The sequence below is a fragment of the Streptomyces sp. NPDC049597 genome, from assembly GCF_040675505.1.
In the GTDB taxonomy this organism is placed as follows: domain Bacteria; phylum Actinomycetota; class Actinomycetes; order Streptomycetales; family Streptomycetaceae; genus Streptomyces.
Genome location: NZ_JBFAOY010000029.1, coordinates 1 through 15,959, shown reverse-complemented (window position 1 = coordinate 15,959; position 15,959 = coordinate 1). Strand labels below are relative to the sequence as shown.

Sequence of the window (15,959 nt, the reverse complement as noted above, 5' to 3'; positions counted from 1 at the left end):
AGTTCACGCCTGGCCACGGGGAGGACGAGCGGGGCAGGTGCGGGGGGTGGTGGGCCCCGTTGTCCGGGCGCTGTCGGGGAGGCGGTGGTGGATGTGGGCGTGGTGGAGCAGCGGGTCGAAGGGTTGCCAGTCGGTGAGGGCCAGGTCGGCGGCTGCGGGTGCGGCTGCGTGGGTGGTGCAGCGTTGGGTGCGCCAGCGGATCTGGGTGTCGTAGGGCAGGTGGGTAAGGTCGTAGACGGCCATGTCACGGGCGGGGAGGGCGAGTTGCCTGCGGTGGGTGGTGGCGGGCATGAGTGTCCAGATTCCGCTGAGGTCGGCGGGGGCGAGGACGGGGCTGGTGCAGCGGTGTCGCCTGCGGGTCTGGGCGACGCACTGGATGGCGTCGACCGGGCGGGCGGCGAGGTAGCGGCCGTAGAGGATCTGCACGATGGGCCTGGCCGGCCGGCATACCGCAGCCTGTGAGGGGGGCTCGGCTGCGGTGGCGGAGATGAAGGCGCCGGTGTCGAGGAGGCGGCGGGTGCGCAGAGCGAGTCGTCGGCGCAGCTCTGCCAGGGGCGGAGTCAGCTGCTTGGGGGCATTGCCTGCGGGGCAGAGCAGGGTGTGCGGGATGCGGCACCAGGCGGAGCCGTCGTGGGAGGGGTAGGCGATGCCGGAGGCGACGTGCCAGCGGCAGGCGGCGGGGACAGCGGCTGAGAAGCTGTTGTTTTTCCGGACGTGATCGCCGCGTTTCCGCTGGTCGGGCATAGGGTCGGTGATTCGGTGGGAGTCGTGGCCTGTCGGGTCGTCGCTTGCCGGGAGGTCGCGAATGCCGTCGGTCGTTGGACTGCTGGAACAGCACGAGCTCGCCGCTCGCCGTCGGGTCGACGGGCTGCGGGAGGAGGCCGACCGGATCCAGGCCGAGTTGGCCGTGGCCGAGCTGGAATGGCAGGAGTGGGCGATCGCCCGCAGGCGGGTCGATATGGTGCTGGCTCCGGACCGCGGCGACACCGCCGGGACGGAGGTCATCCCGGATCCGCGGGATGCGGATGCTCAGCCGACGCCCGATGCGGCGAAGCCGAAGTCGCAGGTGCCCGTGTGGCGTGAGGGGCTGGCCTCGTCGGTGCTGTCGGCGGACTACCAGCGCATCCTGCAGGCGCTCGCGGACCGGTCCCGGCTCCGTCAAGGGCCGCTGACCTGCCAGGAGATGGCTGCGGTGTTCGGTATGGACGTGGTGCCAGCGCGTTTGGAGGCATTGCGGTCGAAGGCGAAACGCCTGGTGGCCCGCGGCTGGCTGGCCGAGCCCGCACCGGGCCGGTTCATGCTGGCTGCGGGCGTGTCCGGGCCAGGCGGCGGGTCATGAGCAGGGTCATCGACCAGTAGATCATTGCTTCGGCGCTGGTGGTGCGGCGTTCGAAGTCGCGTGCCAGGCGTCGGGTGCGCATCAGGTGGGCGAAGAACCGCTCGACGATCCACCGTTTGGGCAGCACCACGAAGCCGCGCATGTCGTCGCTGCGCTTGACGATCGCCAGGTCCAGCGCGAACGCGGCCAGGCAGTGCTCGACGAGGCTGCCGGTGTAGCCGCCGTCGGCCCAGACGAGGGCGAGGCGGTGGTGGGCATCGCCTACCTGTTTCAGCAGCACGCGGTCGCCGGTGTCCGCGGCGGTGACCATCACCCCCAGCAGCAGACCGAGCGTGTCGACCACGACGTGCCGTTTGCGGCCGTTGACCAGCTTGCCGCCGTCGAAGCCCCGACTGTCCGCCCCGACCACCGCGTCCGCCTTGACCGACTGCGAATCGATCACGCCTGCGCTCGGCTCCGCGTCGCGGCCCACCATCAGGCGGGCCCTGGCGCGCAGCCGGTCGTGGAACTCCCTGACCAGACCGTGGTCGCGCCAGCGGCGGAAGAATGCGTACACCCGGTCCCACGGCGGGAAGTCAGCAGGCATCGCCCGCCACTTGATGCCGTTGTCCACCAGGTAGCGGATCGCATCAAGTACGGCCCGGTGGCAGTACGCCTCCGGCCGGCCGCCGCGACCGCGCAACCAGCCCGGCACCGGCAGCAACGGCCGGACAGCCGTCCACTCCCGGTCCGTCATGTCCGTCGGATAACGCGGCTGCCGGGACCCGTTGTCGGCGGCGTTTCCGAACCGGTGAGCCAGACAGTCACACTCCCAGGTGACCGAGCTGGACCGCCCGGCCATCGGCACGGAAGACTGCTGCATCAGGGCTTCCTGCTGCTCGGTGATTCGATACCAACAAGCTGTTCAGGAGGCCCCACCCGTATGCGCCAAGCATCCCGCGACCACCCAATCGGGACTCCCGCCCGACGGGCTTCTCTCAAGATCGAAAAACAACAGCTACCAAGAGCCTCGGCCTCGGCGGCATCCATGCACCGCTTCGCCGCGTCCTGTCGGCCCGGGATATGTAAGCGTCAGACAGTCCCCTGGTGACGAGGGTCTTCAGTTAATGCGCCGCTCCTCCGAATAGAGGTTCTCTTCTCGGGGGGCGGGGAACGCGACGGAAGCTGCGTGTTGTGTGGTGTGCCCGTGTGCGCGGATGATCTCGGCGTAGCGGTGGCCGCTGTCCTTGATGGTGCGTGTCTGGGTCTCGTAGTCGACGTGGACGATGCCGAACCGCTGGGAGTAGCCGTAGGCCCATTCGAAGTTGTCCAGCAGGGACCAGGCGAAGTAGCCGTCGAGCGGGACGCCGCGGCGGGCAGCCCGCGCGCAGGCTGCCAGGTGGGACTCCAGGAAGGCGATGCGCTCGACGTCGTGGACGCTGCCGTCGGGCGCTGCACGGTCGGGGAAAGCGGAGCCGTTCTCGGTGACGAGGACCGATCGCGGCGCGTAGTCCTCGGTGACCCGGACGAGCAGGTGTTCCAGCCGGTCCGGATGGACCTCCCAGTCCATCCCGGTGCGGGGTGTGCCCGGCGGTGTGACGGAACGGGCGAACGGTGCGGGCCCCTGCGGATCATCGACGGTGACTGACCGCTTGTAGTAGTTGACGCCGAGCCAGTCCAGCGGCGCCGCGATCTTCTGCAGATCCCCGGCCTCGATGGGTGGTTCGGTCCCGTACACCTCGACCATGTCGGCCGGGTAACCGCGGCCGTGGATGGGATCGAGCCACCAGCGGTTGTTGTGCCCGTCGTCGCGGCGGGCGGCGGCGATGTCCTCGGGCCGGTCGCTCGCGGGCTCGGACTGCGTGAGGATGTTGACGATGCCGACCCGCGCTTGTGAGGCGGTGGACCGGAGGGCCTCGACGCCGAGCCCGTGGGCGAGCAACAGGTGGTGTGAGGCGCGCACGGCGGCGGTCAGGTCGGTGCGGCCCGGCGCCATGACCCCCTGGAGGTGGCCGAGCCATGCGGAGCAGTACGGCTCGTTCAGCGTCGCCCAGTTGGTGACCCGGTCACCGAGCCTGTCGGCCACGACGGTGGCATATTCGGCGAATCGCAGGGCGGTGTCGCGGGCGGGCCAGCCGCCGCGGTCCTCGAGGGCCTGCGGCAGGTCCCAGTGGTAGAGGGTGGCATGAGGAGCAAGGCCCGCTTCCAGCAGTGCGTCGACCAGTTGGTCGTAGAAGGCCAGCCCTGCCGGGTTCACGCGGCTGTCCCCGTCCGGCATGACGCGGGGCCAGGCGATGGAGAATCGGTAGGCGTTGAGGCCGAGGGCCTTCATCAACGCCACGTCGTCGGGCCACCGGCGGTAGTGGTCGCAGGCAACGTCGCCGGTGTCCCCGCCGGCGATGGTGCCGGGCTGCTTGCAGAAGGTGTCCCAGATGGATGGTGCTCGGCCGTCCTCGGCGACCGCGCCTTCGATCTGGTAGGCGGAGGTGGCCGCTCCCCAGGCAAAGCCGGAGTGGAATGCGGTCAGGTCGTCAAGGGGCACAGCTTTCCTCGCTTCGTGGTCGGGAGGTGTTCGGGGTACGGATGGGACCGTGGATGGACCGGGGCGCTGCTCGGGCCCGGAGGGGAGCGCCCCGGGGATGAGGCCGGTCGCGGCTCTTGACGTCCGCGACCGGCCTGTGGGTGTGTCAGGCGGGGGGTGGCCTCTCAGCTGGTCTGCCACTTCTGGTTGTTGCCGCCCCAGCAGGACCAGAGCTGGACCTTGGAGGTTTCCAGGGCCCTGTCCAGGCAGAGATCGGAGTTCACTATCGGACGGATCGTGCCGTCGGAGTAGAACCTCCACTTCTGGTTGTCTTGGCCGTTGCAGTTATAGGTGCCGACCACGGTGCCGTCCTTGATGGCTCCCCAGGCGTCCAGGCACTTCTGGTTCGTACCGCTGTAGACGGTGAGCTGCCCGGAGGGCGTCCGGGTCCACTTCTGGTTGTCGCCGCCCCAGCACTGGGCCCAGACCTGGACCTGGACGTTGTCTTGGCCGAGGGGGACGTCGAGGCAGCCGTTGCTGCCGACGTTGCGCAGGATGCTCGTGTGCGAGCCGGGGTCGCTGCCCCAGGCGTACTTCAGGCGGTCGATGCCGCTGATGTTGCGAACGCCCAGCGCCAGGTTGGTGCCGCTGCCCTTGAGGTCGAACAGGGAGTACCAGTCGTGCCCGTCTGTCCGGCCCTCGGTGGGCTTACCGCCGAGGGCCGGCCAGTAGACCGCGCCCATGCCGAGGGAGCGCACGCTGTCGGTGTCGGCGCGCAGGTACCGCACGAAGTTGTCGGTGCTCGTCGCGTCGTTGTAGTTGAGACCTGTGTCCATCGGCGCGCCGAACTCGTCCAGGATGGTGCGCGCGCCGCAGGTGCCGACCTTGCTCTTGAGGTCGGTGACAAACCCGTCGTAAGTCTTCGCCGACTGATTGAAGGCGTAGTGGTGGAGCGAGAGGTAGGTCCCGTCGAGGCGGGAGTCTGCGCACACGGTCGTGACGTAGTCGTTGTAGTCCGGTCCGCTCACGATGATCCGGTTCTTGGGGACCGAGGGGCGGTCGGTGATCCACTTGGCGGCGACGTTCGCCCAGTCGGTGGCGCTGTAGCCGTGGGGCTCGTTCATCGGCTCGAAGTAGACCAGGCTGTTGGAGCCGTACTTACCGATGACCGAGTCCCACATCGAGTTGAAGGCGGCCATATTGGTGATCTTGCCGCCCGAGGCGGCCTCGTCCTCCCAGTAGGAGAGGATGACCTTGAAGCCCTTGGCGGTTGCGGCGTCGATGGCGCCGGTGTACTTGTCGCCCCACGTCGTGCCGGGGACGGAGTGGGTGTTGATCGGCAGCCGGACGGTGTTGGCGCCGAGCGTGCTCTGGAATCCGCTGAGGATGGCGTTGGCCTTGGCTTTGACGGTGTCGTAGCTGTCGGAGCTGTTCAGCCCCTCCGGGACGACGTCGTCGCCCTGGACGAAGTTGTCGCCCACCCTGGCCCAGTTCACGCCCTGGAACTTGCTGGCGTCCGTCGGGTTGGTTTCCGCAGCCGCCGGCGACGCCGTGGACAGCATGGTGATCGGCACGGCGATCAGCGCGGCCGCGAGGCAGGCCAGCGCGCGGCGGAGGAAGCGGGTACGGGCGGGGGGGAGTACGGCTGAGTGAGGACCTGGCCGGGTGCGTTGGGAGTTGGGCATGTCGTATTCCTTTTCTGCATGCGGCTCTGTGCAGGCGGTCGTTGCCGCCTTGGGCGCCACGAAGCGATCTGCCGCGGTGGGCGGTTGTGATGCGGTGGTGGCGCCCGGGTGTGTTCCGGAGAGGGCACGGCGCAAGGTGGTGATGGGCGCCGGGCAGCCGGGGCACGTGGGGTCGGCTGAGTTGACGTGCTCGCTTTGGGCTGGCGGGCACGGCCTTTGTTGTGGAGAAGGGGCCACTGCGGGTGGGGCCCGCTACGGCCTTGTCACCGCCCGCTGAGTGTCCTTGCTCGGGGCGGCGGGCACGGGATGCTGTTGGCGGCTGCGCGGCCGACCGCGGTGATCGCGACCACCGGTGCCCGAATCCGCGCGGGCGGTGGCCTGGGCAGGATGCTGGGCGAGCGTCCGTGCATCCGGGTTGCTCCTTCGGGTACGGGCGGCTCCGAGCATGGGGGGAGGCCGCGTGTGGCTCGGTGAGCCCGGGGTGGGACCCCGCCGGCCTGTCAGGTGGCCGGCGGGGCGATGGTGGGGGCGGGTCGCTGAGGTCGTCGTCAGCGGCGGCCGTTGGCGGCCGGTCGTGCGACCTCGTGCCCTCAGGGTGGAGGTGCGACAAAGTGCCGTTGGACGGTCCTGCTGTCCCGCCAACAGGCGGGCGGGACACGGGCCGGGGGCGTGTTACTTGACGGTGAAGCCTTGTTCCTGGCCGTACTTGATGGAGGCGTCCTGCCAGGACTTCAGGCCCTCCTGCAGGGTGGTGCCGCTGACGTAGGCCTTGCCGACGTTGTCGTTGAAGATGCTGTTGGCGTAGACCTGGAAGGGCAGGTACGACCATCCGATGAGGACATTGCTGGCCGACTTGGCGAGCACCTCGTTGATCTTCTGGCCGCCGAAGTACGGGTCCTTCTTATTGAGGAAGTCCGGGGACTTCAGCTGCTTGGTGGTGGAGGGGAACGTCCCGGCGTCGACGCGGGTCTGCGCGCCCTCGTCGACGGTGGCGTACTTGAGGAAGGCGTAGGCGAGCTTCTTCTTGGTGCTGGCCTGCGTGACGGCCAGCGAGCTGCCGCCGTTCTCGGCGGTGGCCTCCTGCCCGCTCTTCCACTGCGGCATGGGCGCCACACGCCACTTGCCGGCGCCGGCCTTGACGCCCGATGCGAGGGGCGCGGGCATCCACGCGCCGGTGACGAGGGAGGCGATCGTGCCGTCGCCGAGGCCCTTGTACCACGCATCGCTCCAGGGGGAGACCGGGGCGAGCAGCTTGTCGCTGATGAGCTGCTGCCAGGCGGTGGTGAACTTCTTGGTCCCGGCGTCGTCGAAGTTCACACCGACCTGGGTGCCGTTCACGGTGTACGGCCTTCCGCCGGCCTGCCAGATCATGCTGGTGGTGAAGCCGGCGTCGCCGGTGTCGGCGGTGAGATACGCCTTGGGGTCCGCCCTGTGCAGCTTCTTGGCCGCGGCGATGTACTCCTCCCAGGTGGCCGGCACCTTGATCTTGTGCTTGTCGAAGACCTCCTTGTTGTAGAACAAGGCCATCGGGCCGGAGTCCATCGGCAGGGCGTAGATACCCTCGGTGCCGGCGTGGACGGCGCTCCACGGGCCAGGAGAGAAGGTGCCCTGGAGCTTGTCCGCACCCAGGGCGCTGAGGTCGGTGAGGGACTTGGCGAGCGAGAACTGCGACAGGGCGTAGTACTCGATCATGGCGACGTCGGGGACACCCGATCCGGCCTTGACCGCGTTCTGCAGCGCGGTGTACTGCTCGTTGTTGGTACCGGCATTGACCAGGTTGACCTTGACCTTGGGGTACTTGGCCTCGAAATCGCTGACGACCTTCTTCAGCGTCGGGTCCCAGGCCCAGACCGTGATCTCGCCCCCGGCGTTCAGGGCGGCCTGGATGTCGGCGTTGGACGCAGGCTTGGCGCTGCCCGAGTCCTCGGTGCCGGAGGAGCTGCAGGCGGTGGCGGTGAGTGCCACCGACAGGGCCGCGGCGCCCAGCAGCAGGGTGTGACGACGGGTTCTCGTCATGGGGTGTTCCCTTTCGTGCGGTGTACCTGGGAGGGGTTGCAGTCGGCGGGCGCAGATCAGCCCTTGACGCTTCCGGCGGACAGGCCGGACTGCCAGTACCGCTGGAGCAGCAGGAACGCCACGATCAGCGGGACGATGGTGAGCAGTGATCCGGTGATCACGAGATTGAAGACCGCTTCGCCACCCACGGTGGAAGCCTGGGCGTTCCAGCTGTTCAGGCCGAGGGTCAGCGGGTACCAGTCGGGATCCTTCAGCATGATCAGCGGCAGGAAGTAGTTGTTCCAGGTCGCGACCACGTTGAAGAGAAGAACGGTGACGATTCCCGGCGCCAGCATCGGCAGGCTGATCCGGAAGAACGTGCGGAACTCGCCGGCGCCGTCGACGCGCGCCGACTCCAGGATCTCTTTCGGGACGGCGTCGGTGGCGAAGGTCCACATCAGGTAGAGGCCGAACGGCGAGACCAGCGACGGGATGATGATCGCCCACGGGGTGTTGGTCAGCCCCATCTCGGAGAACATCAGGAAGGTGGGAACCGCCAGTGCGGTACCGGGCACCGCGACCGCTCCGATGACAGTCGCGAACACGGCCTTCTTGCCGGGGAAGTCGAACTTGGCCAGCCCGTATCCGGCGAGCGTCGCGAGGAACGTAGCGCCGCCCGCCCCGACCACCACATACAGCACGGTGTTGAGCAGCCAGCGGGTGAAGATCCCGTCGTTGTAGCTGAAGGTGTCGGCGATATTGCCGAACAGGGCGAAGTCGCCATCCAGCCACAGGCCGAAGGAGTCGAACAGCCCCTTCTGCGTCTTGGTCGCGTTGATCGCCAGCCACGCCAGCGGCAGCAACGTGTACACCAGCATGATCACCGTCAGGGCGGTCAGCGTGGCGCTGCGCCTCTTCCGGCGGGAGGCGCGCCGGGCGGGGCGGACCACCAGCGGGCCCGAAGAGGCACCCGCGTGCCGTGCCGTGCGCGGCTTGTGCCCGACGCGGGGAGTCGTGGTCGCCATGATCAGGATTCCTTCCGCAGGCCGCGCAGCTGGACGGCGTAGGCGATGATCATCGTGATCACACCCATGACGATGGCGACCGTGGCCGAGTAGTTGAACTTCTGTCCGGCAAACGACAGCGAGTAGGCGTAGAGGTTTGGCGTGAAGTAGGACGTGATCGCATTCGGCGCCAGGCTCTTGAGGACGCTCGGCTCGTTGAACAGCTGGAAACTGCCGATGATCGAGAAGATCGTTGCGATCGACAGAGCCCCGCGCAGCGCCGGGAGCTTGATCGCCCGGATGATCCGCAGCTGCCCGGCCCCGTCCATCTCCGCAGCCTCGTACAGCGCCGGATCGACCACCCTCAGCGCCGAGTAGAGGATCAGCATGTTGTAGCCCACGAACTGCCAGGTCACGATGTTGCCGATCGACGCGAGGACCAGATCGGGCGACAGCGGGTCGGGAAGCGAGATCCCGAACGCCTCATTGATGTTGCCGACCAGGCCGAACCGGGTTCCGTACATGAAGCCCCACATCAGCGTTGCGACGACGGCCGGCACCGCGTAAGGCAGGAACACCGAGATCCGGAAGAAGCCCGCCCCGTACAGGCGGCCGCTGTCGATCGCCAGGGCCAGCAGAAGCGCGAGGAGCAGCATGATCGGGACCTGCACGGCAAGGAAGACCGCCACCCGCCCGAAGGCGGACCAGAACTGTGCGTCCCCCAGCACCTCGGTGTAGTTGTCGGCACCGACGAAGGCCGTTCCGCCGATCAGCTGTGTACGGAACAGGCTCAGGTAGATCGAGTAGCCGATCGGTGCGAGGAAGACCAGCGCAAACACCGCCACGAACGGCCCGACGAACCGCCAGCCGACCCATGACCGCCGTCTCGAGGCCGATGGCCTCCTGGCACCTGGAACCCCTGCCTGGGGTGCTGCGACCACCGCTTCACTCCTTGCTGCGCGAACGCTGACCACACTGCGTGGTCACGTGAACATCGAGTCCGGCTCAGCGCACCGATCCGAACCTTGTTCACGTGACCATTCAGCCCGCAGGCGGTTGGTCACGTGAACATGATGCGGTAGCGTGGCACCCGTCACAGTGGGAGGTCAAGGTTTCTCGCACGTTAAAACTTCCGCCCGAGCCTTCAGCGGACGGCGACGGGTGGACAGACAGGAGCGAAGGCTCGATGGACCTGAGTGAGCCGGGACAGCAGGATCCTGGTCCTGCGGTGGGCGCACAGCAAGTCGGTTCGGCCGTACCGGGCGGGCGCCACAGGCAGCACGTCACGAGGGCCGACGTCGCCGCGCTTGCCGGCGTTTCACGTCAGACCGTGTCCAGGGTGGCCAACGGCCATCCCAGCGTGATCGGTTCGACCCGGGAGCGGGTGCAGGCTGCGATGCGGGAACTGGGCTACCGGCCCAACAGTGCCGCGCGCGCCCTCAGGTACGGGCAGTTCAAGACCATCGGCGTGATCCTCCACAGCCTCTCCGCCACCGGCCACAGCGACACCGTGCAAGCGATCGCGGCCCAGGCCGCGGCCGAGGGATACGCGATCACGGTGATCCCCGTCGATATTCCGACCCAGGACAGTGTGCTGGGCGCCTTCACCCGGATGGGTGAACTGGCCGTCGACGCAGTCATCGTCTTCATCGAGGTCCACCTGCTTGACGCGGGAACCGTGAAGCTGCCGCCCGGCGTGCGCGTGGTCGTCGTGGACTCCGACGCCGGAGACCGCTATCGCGTGGTCGATACCGACCAGGCCGGCGGCACCCGAGAGGCCATCAGCCACCTGCTGGAACTCGGACATGAGACCGTCTGGCACGTGACCGGTCCGGAGACGTCGTACGCAAGCCAGCGCCGAGCCCAGACATGGCAGACCGTGCTCGAGGAAGCCGGACGGCCTGTGCCACCGCCCCTGCACGGCGACTGGACCGCCGAATCGGGCTACGCGGCCGGCCTCGAACTCGCACAAGAGCCGGACTGCACCGCGGTGTTTGCCTCCAACGACCAGATGGCACTCGGTCTCCTGCACGCCTTCCAAGAACGAGGCAAGGCCGTCCCCGGCGACATCAGCGTGGTCGGCTTCGACGACCTCCCCGATGCCGCCCACTTCGCCCCGCCCCTGACCACCGTCCACCAGGACTTCGCCGAGGTGGGCCGGAAAAGTGCCCAGGAGGTCTTGCGGCAGATCCACGAACACGACGTCCCCCGATCCGGCACGGACATCGTTCCCACCCGCCTGGTGGTCAGAAGCAGCACGGCGCCGCCGCCCCTGAAGCGGTAAGGGTGGGTGGCTGTTGGCTTGCCGAACTTGAGGACGGCGTTTCAGCTGGTCAAGCTTGGGGTCGGTGATTCCGTGGGAGCTGTGGCCTGTTGTGTTGTCGCTCGGCGGGAGGCCTCGAATGCCGTCGGGGTCGGGCTACTGGAAACAGTACGAGTTCGCCGCTCGCCGTCGAGTCGACGGGCTGCGTGAGGAGGCTGCCGTATCCAGGCCGAGCTGGCCGCGGCCGAGCTGGAATGGCAGGAGTGGGCGATCGCCCGCAGGCGGGTCAACACGGTGCTGGCTCCGGACGGCGGCAACACCGTCGGCACGGGGGTCACCCCGGATCCGCGGGATGCGAACGCGCCCCCAAGCACCCAGGACCACCTAATCGGGACTCCCGTTCGACGCGCATCTCTCAAGATCGGAAAGACAACAGCTACTCAGTCCCGGGCACCGCAGCGGTTCGCCGCCGCGCCCAGGGGTCCCGCTGCGATGTGGTCGGCGAGCCGCAGGGTCGCCGCCGCCCCGGGCAGGCGCAGCGGGCTTCTCCACGTCGTCGACGTGTCCGCTCACACCCGCGAGGCGAAGGCCGTCCGCGGACGCCGGCTGCTGAACTGCGCCGTCTGCGACCCAAGCCCTGCCTGCGGGACGGCCGGCTGCGGCGCACGGCCGATCAGCCATCCGAAGTGGCCGGGGCAGCGCGCGCATGGCCGGATGCGCGAGACTCAGAAGAGTTCCGGTGTGGCCACCAGGCATCGGTGTCTTCAAGGGGCAGGCGGGAGCAACGCATCCTGGAAAACCGGCTCCGGTTCGATGCCGACGATCGCTCCGCGTTCCGTGAGCACGGCACGTTCGATGCCGCCGAGACACGGGCATCGAACCGGTCCAGGAGCTCCACGACGGGCTGCTCGGCTCTTCGACCCGTCTGGGGGCCGTCGACCTGACGGAACTCCTGGCCCGCGAGCCCCGGTCGGTGGTGCGCAATGAAGACGGCTCGTTGCGACTGTTCCGCACAGGGGACGCGGTGACCAGCAGGAACATCCACGCCGCGATGCTGGACGCAGCCCGCCTCTGCCGCACGATCTGGCACCGGCCGGTCGGCGACGATCGGGCAGCGTCGCAGGCGTCGCGGGCCCGACGGCTGCGAGGCGAGCCCGGAACCCGAGGCGGGGCCGGGGGCCCGTCAGCGTACGGGGGCCAGGAGCGCCAACATGCTCTCGGTCTCCTCGGGGTCGGCCGTGCCGCTCACGTCGACACAGGTCCTGCCGCGGAAGGCGGCGGAACCGGACGCGTCGTCAGCCGCATACTGCAGCAGGACGACGTGGCGGCCGGATGCAAGGTCCACCTGGACACGGATCTCGCGTCGGCCGAGGGCGCGGTCCCAGACCCGCACAGCCCCGCCCGGGGGCAGGGGCTGCGGCAGCAGAAGGTCGAACCCCGCCGCTGCGGCATACCGGGCGGCGCGGGCGGGTGGTACGCGTCGGCCGGGTCCGATGTCTCCCCTGCGGTAGAGCACGTCCCCGGGGTTCGGGCCGGCCGCGAACAGCGCGGGCGGCACGTCCGGATCGAGCTCCAGCCCGACCACCTCGTCCACCTGGAACGGGCGTCCGCCGACGAGGGCCTCGGCGCGCAGCACGAGGCCGGTGGACGCGTCGATGCGCAGCCGGTAGGCGTCGGCTCCCCGCCCCCACGAGGCGAACGCCCCGGCCGGCTGCCCGGGGCGCGGACGGGCCAGCACTATTTGTACGCTCCGCCCGAGCAGGACCGCCGGTGCTGCCTGTTCCACCTGGCACAGCGCCAGAAGGGATTCCGGCTCGAACAGGTGCTGGAAATGCTCCGGGACCGTCTGCCGGTACGCGTCGTACTCGACGTCGTCCTGCGGCCGGTAGGTGTCGTACTCGACGTCGTCGTTCGGATGGAACCAGTACCAGTGGTCCCAGGCGACCAGGAGTTCGTCGCGCCCCGGCGGCTCGCCCCCGACATCGCGGACCCGGCGCAGCCGCCAGCGGGCGGGCGGCTGCGCATGGAGTTCGTACTCGACGGTGACGAGGCCGAAGTGGCGGTGCTCCGCAGGGAGCTGCTCCATGTGTCCGCCCGCCTGAGGCCGGCGCGCGAAGTCCACGCCGTGCCGCAGCCGCAGCCGGTACAGGCCGGGCCACCGGGCCGGGTCAGGAGGCACCGCCATACAGGCAGGATACGTGCGCAGCTCGTCCTGCCCCGGCCGTTGGCGTCACAGGATGCAGCTCGCTCCCCTCGGTCCAGCCGCTGTGCAGGGTCGGCGCGAACTGGACGGTGACGCGGACGGTGATCCGGTCGCCCTTGCTGCAGGGGTGCCACAGGCCGGCGCTGTCCCGCCGGGCCCTCGACCCATTCGCCGTGCAGCCAGTAGCCGGGGCCGTGGTGGGGATACGGACTGACATTGACCGACTGCCCGTTGACCGTCATGAAGGTCTCGTAGTCGGCGGTGACGGCACCGGCTTTGTAGGCGGCCTTGTCGATGCAGGGTGTACTCGAAGAAGTCGGGGTCCCCGGTTGCAGGGGCCGGCGTAAAGGGCCTCCAGGTCAGGGTTCCGGTCCCGGACCCCTCACCGACCACAGGAAGGCGCGCCACCGGGTCGTCTCGGGCATGCCCGCTCCTTGCCGGCACCGGACTCACGATCACACATCGGCCGACAACAATCCGAAGAGCCCGGTTGGCCGCGGGCACGGGCGTACTCGGCCGGCTCGCGCAACTCCTGAAGCCGCGTCCGCGTGCAGTCCTCGCTGCGACCGAAGTCGACGAACCGACTGACCGCTGGGGCAGCGCGCCCCGCGTCCCCAGGGACGCGGGCGGCCCGGCTCATGGCCCGGACATCCGTAGGCGTCGCTGCTCCCACCCGGCAGGTTTCGGTGCCCTCTCCGGAGCGTCATAGGTCGCCGGTGCCATAGGCGGCGATCGTCTCGTCCCTGTCCCGACCGGGCCGTTCCCCGGTGCTGCACCAGTTGGTTCAGGGGACGAACCAGCTGGGACACAGGGTCAGTGGAGAGGGCCTGGCCGGTCAATGGTCAGGCGTCCGGGTCGCAAAGGGCGCTCTCAGAGGACAGCGTTGTAGATGTTCCAGCCGCTGCCGATCCCGGTGCGGACAGCGAACGGCGCGGTGGCGCTGCCCGTCCCCTTGTACAGCCACAGGACGCCGGAGGTGTCGCGGGCGACGGCGTCGGCCTTGCCGTCGTCCGTCAGGTCACCGGTGAGGGACAGCCGGCTGTAGATGTTCCAGCCGCTGCCGGCCTTCACGCGGGTGGTGTACGGGGCGGTGGCGCTGCCCGTGCCCTTGTACAGCCACAGGACGCCGGAGGTGTCGCGGGCGAGCAGGTCGGGCCTGCCGTCGCCGTTGAGGTCAGCGCCTGCGGTGAGCTGGTTGTAGATCTGCCAGCCGCCTCCGATCTTGGTCCGGGTGGCGAACCGGGCGCTGCCGGCGCCGCCGGTGCCCTTGTACAGCCACAGGGCCCCGGTCGCGTCTCGGGCCACGACGTCCATCCGGCCGTCGCGGTTCACATCGCCTGCGCCGGTGAGCTGGTTGTAGATGTTCCAGCCGCCGCCGACCTTCACGCGGGTGGCGTACGGCTTGCCGTGCCCGAACTGCCGGTCGTAGTACCAGAGGTATCCGGTGCTGTCCCGGGCGACGAGGTCACCGCGGCCGCGTGCGGCGCCGGCCGGTGCGGTGCCCGGTGCGTAGGACAGGTCCTCGGCCAGCGGGGAGAGTCGGGTGAGCTTGTTGTACGTCTGCCATCCGCCGCCGACCAGGATGCGGGAGAAGAAGGGCGTGGTGGCCGTGCCCTTGCCGTGGTAGAGGTACAGCTGCCCGGAAGTGTCGCGTGCCAGAAGATGGTGCCGGGGGAAGACGGGTGCGCCTTCCGTGGAGAAGTCCCCGGCCTGGCGGACGTACCGGTCGTCGCGGCCGGACGTGGTGTAGATGTCGTACATCGTCACGGCCTGCATGCGCCATGCGTGGACGCCCGAGGCCGGGGTGAGTTCGTAGCCGATGGTGTGGTCGCCGGGTTCCAGTTGGCAGTTGAGGTTGAGGACCCCGTCGACGAGCTTGGACCACTGGACCGCGCATGAGGCGCCGGATCCGGTGGTGACGTTCCCGATCCGGATGTCCTCACGGCGCCATGCGACCTGCCCGGCCGCAGGTCGGAAGTAGAGGTACAGTCGTCCGGCGTCGATCGCGTGGATGTGCAGCCGCTGCTGCACCGTCTTGCCGGCGGGCGCGTTCGCCAGGTCGAAGGCGACGGTGTTGCGCTCGGCGTGCTCCCGCGTCTTGACCACGGCCTGCGACATCCCGGAGGTCGCCGTGGCAGGCCTGACGCCGGCGTTGCGGGCGGCATCGATGCCCTCGGCCAGGTCACCGCCCGGGGGAACGTACGCGTATCCCCGGTACGCGGCGGTCATGTCGCCAGCATCCGCCGATACGACGAACACAGGAGGACGCTGGTAGTAGGCCCCCAGCTTGCATGTGAAGACGGCCGTGTAGCCGGGGACCTCCTGGCACTCGTGGAAGCTCATGGAGAACGACGACGGCCACCCGGCCCCGTCCACCGTGCCGTCGAGCGGCCTGGTCGCGTACGCCAACACCACTTGGCCTCTGACCGTGGTCGTGCCGGTGATCTCCACCCCGGTGTACCAGAAGGAGTTGGGCTGCAGTACCTCGTCGCGTCCCGTAACCCGCAGACCGTCCTCGGCCATAGCCGGACCGGAGCCGAGAAGGGATGCAGCGGTGAGCAGACCAGTGGCTGCGCTCAGAGCGGCTATACGCCGCGTTCTTCGGTACATGAAAGGTCCTCATCGCGTTGTCGGGGTGCCGCGGTCTCGCACGCTCTGTGAGCCGAGACGGTACGGGAAATTCTGACACCGCCCCGCACTTCGGCGTCGATCCTGTCCGGCCGCCGCCCGCCGGAGGAAGACGCGACGTTCGTCGCTGCTCTTCCGGGGGTTGCGCGTCACAGCTCCCGTTCCGGCGTACAACGGCGGGCAGAGGCTGCCTGGTGTGTCGGCGAGCTTCGCCAGTTGCGTGTCCACCGCAGCCTGTGGGAAGGCTGCCTCGCCGGTGCGCACGCCGTGCAGCAGCTGGACGAACGCCAGATCGGCGCGGCCGATGGCGCCATCGAGGTCCAGCACGGTACGGAGGCCGGA

11 protein-coding genes and 1 pseudogene are annotated in these 15,959 nt (G+C 68.9%); 2 read left to right on the top strand and 10 right to left on the bottom strand.

Annotated features, from left to right (window positions below; all coding sequences use genetic code 11):
• Positions 1-3 precede the first annotated feature (3 nt).
• Complete coding sequence (locus tag AB0K02_RS27080; RefSeq protein WP_365995137.1) at positions 4-744, bottom strand: DUF6083 domain-containing protein; 741 nt, start codon at positions 742-744, stop codon at positions 4-6.
• A 61-nt stretch (positions 745-805) separates the two neighbouring features.
• Here AB0K02_RS27080 and AB0K02_RS27075 point away from each other — a divergent pair, with 61 nt between their 5' ends.
• The gene (locus AB0K02_RS27075) at positions 806-1,339 is read left to right on the top strand and encodes a hypothetical protein (RefSeq protein WP_365995136.1); all 534 of its coding nucleotides are present in this window, start codon (positions 806-808) and stop codon (positions 1,337-1,339) included.
• Here the strand turns inward: AB0K02_RS27075 and AB0K02_RS27070 are convergent.
• The 6 genes from AB0K02_RS27070 to AB0K02_RS27045 form a co-directional block, all read right to left on the bottom strand.
• Positions 1,296-2,201, bottom strand: coding sequence for an IS5 family transposase (locus AB0K02_RS27070; RefSeq protein ID WP_365995135.1), 906 nt, complete (start codon positions 2,199-2,201; stop codon positions 1,296-1,298). The genes AB0K02_RS27075 and AB0K02_RS27070 overlap by 44 nt on opposite strands.
• Before the next feature lie 237 nt (positions 2,202-2,438).
• Entirely contained in the window at positions 2,439-3,860 is a 1,422-nt protein-coding gene (locus tag AB0K02_RS27065; protein WP_365995134.1) for a GH1 family beta-glucosidase, read from the bottom strand.
• A gap of 164 nt (positions 3,861-4,024) precedes the next feature.
• Positions 4,025-5,524, bottom strand: coding sequence for a ricin-type beta-trefoil lectin domain protein (locus tag AB0K02_RS27060; protein ID WP_365995133.1), 1,500 nt, complete (start codon positions 5,522-5,524; stop codon positions 4,025-4,027).
• A gap of 672 nt (positions 5,525-6,196) precedes the next feature.
• Complete coding sequence (locus AB0K02_RS27055) at positions 6,197-7,540, bottom strand: sugar ABC transporter substrate-binding protein (RefSeq protein ID WP_365995132.1); 1,344 nt, start codon at positions 7,538-7,540, stop codon at positions 6,197-6,199.
• Between the two features lie 56 nt (positions 7,541-7,596).
• Positions 7,597-8,544, bottom strand: coding sequence for a carbohydrate ABC transporter permease (locus AB0K02_RS27050; RefSeq protein ID WP_030147258.1), 948 nt, complete (start codon positions 8,542-8,544; stop codon positions 7,597-7,599).
• 2 nt (positions 8,545-8,546) lie between these two features.
• A complete protein-coding gene (locus AB0K02_RS27045; protein ID WP_365995184.1) occupies positions 8,547-9,464 on the bottom strand; it encodes a sugar ABC transporter permease in 918 nt (305 codons plus the stop codon).
• Positions 9,465-9,709: 245 nt separating this feature from the next.
• On the opposite strand from AB0K02_RS27045, the gene AB0K02_RS27040 reads away from it, so the two are divergent.
• On the top strand, positions 9,710-10,807 hold the full coding sequence (locus tag AB0K02_RS27040) for a LacI family DNA-binding transcriptional regulator (RefSeq protein WP_051803924.1): 1,098 nt from the start codon (positions 9,710-9,712) through the stop codon (positions 10,805-10,807).
• Between the two features lie 1,162 nt (positions 10,808-11,969).
• On the opposite strand, the gene AB0K02_RS27035 is transcribed toward AB0K02_RS27040, so the two are convergent.
• The 3 genes and pseudogenes from AB0K02_RS27035 to AB0K02_RS27025 form a co-directional block, all read right to left on the bottom strand.
• Positions 11,970-12,971 (bottom strand): hypothetical protein, encoded by a 1,002-nt coding sequence (locus AB0K02_RS27035; protein WP_365995131.1) that lies wholly within the window; start codon positions 12,969-12,971, stop codon positions 11,970-11,972.
• Between the two features lie 888 nt (positions 12,972-13,859).
• Complete coding sequence (locus AB0K02_RS27030) at positions 13,860-15,512, bottom strand: VCBS repeat-containing protein (protein ID WP_365995130.1); 1,653 nt, start codon at positions 15,510-15,512, stop codon at positions 13,860-13,862.
• A gap of 339 nt (positions 15,513-15,851) precedes the next feature.
• Positions 15,852-15,959: pseudogene (locus AB0K02_RS27025) on the bottom strand (methyltransferase); the annotation flags it as partial.

Coding starts and splice junctions, on each gene's coding strand:
- AB0K02_RS27080 (WP_365995137.1), bottom strand. CDS start 744: ATGCCCGACCAGCGGAAACGCGGCGATCACGTCCGGAAAAACAACAGC.
- AB0K02_RS27075 (WP_365995136.1), top strand. CDS start 806: ATGCCGTCGGTCGTTGGACTGCTGGAACAGCACGAGCTCGCCGCTCGC.
- AB0K02_RS27070 (WP_365995135.1), bottom strand. CDS start 2,201: ATGCAGCAGTCTTCCGTGCCGATGGCCGGGCGGTCCAGCTCGGTCACC.
- AB0K02_RS27060 (WP_365995133.1), bottom strand. CDS start 5,524: ATGCCCAACTCCCAACGCACCCGGCCAGGTCCTCACTCAGCCGTACTC.
- AB0K02_RS27055 (WP_365995132.1), bottom strand. CDS start 7,540: ATGACGAGAACCCGTCGTCACACCCTGCTGCTGGGCGCCGCGGCCCTG.
- AB0K02_RS27050 (WP_030147258.1), bottom strand. CDS start 8,544: ATGGCGACCACGACTCCCCGCGTCGGGCACAAGCCGCGCACGGCACGG.
- AB0K02_RS27040 (WP_051803924.1), top strand. CDS start 9,710: ATGGACCTGAGTGAGCCGGGACAGCAGGATCCTGGTCCTGCGGTGGGC.
- AB0K02_RS27035 (WP_365995131.1), bottom strand. CDS start 12,971: ATGGCGGTGCCTCCTGACCCGGCCCGGTGGCCCGGCCTGTACCGGCTG.
- AB0K02_RS27030 (WP_365995130.1), bottom strand. CDS start 15,512: ATGGCCGAGGACGGTCTGCGGGTTACGGGACGCGACGAGGTACTGCAG.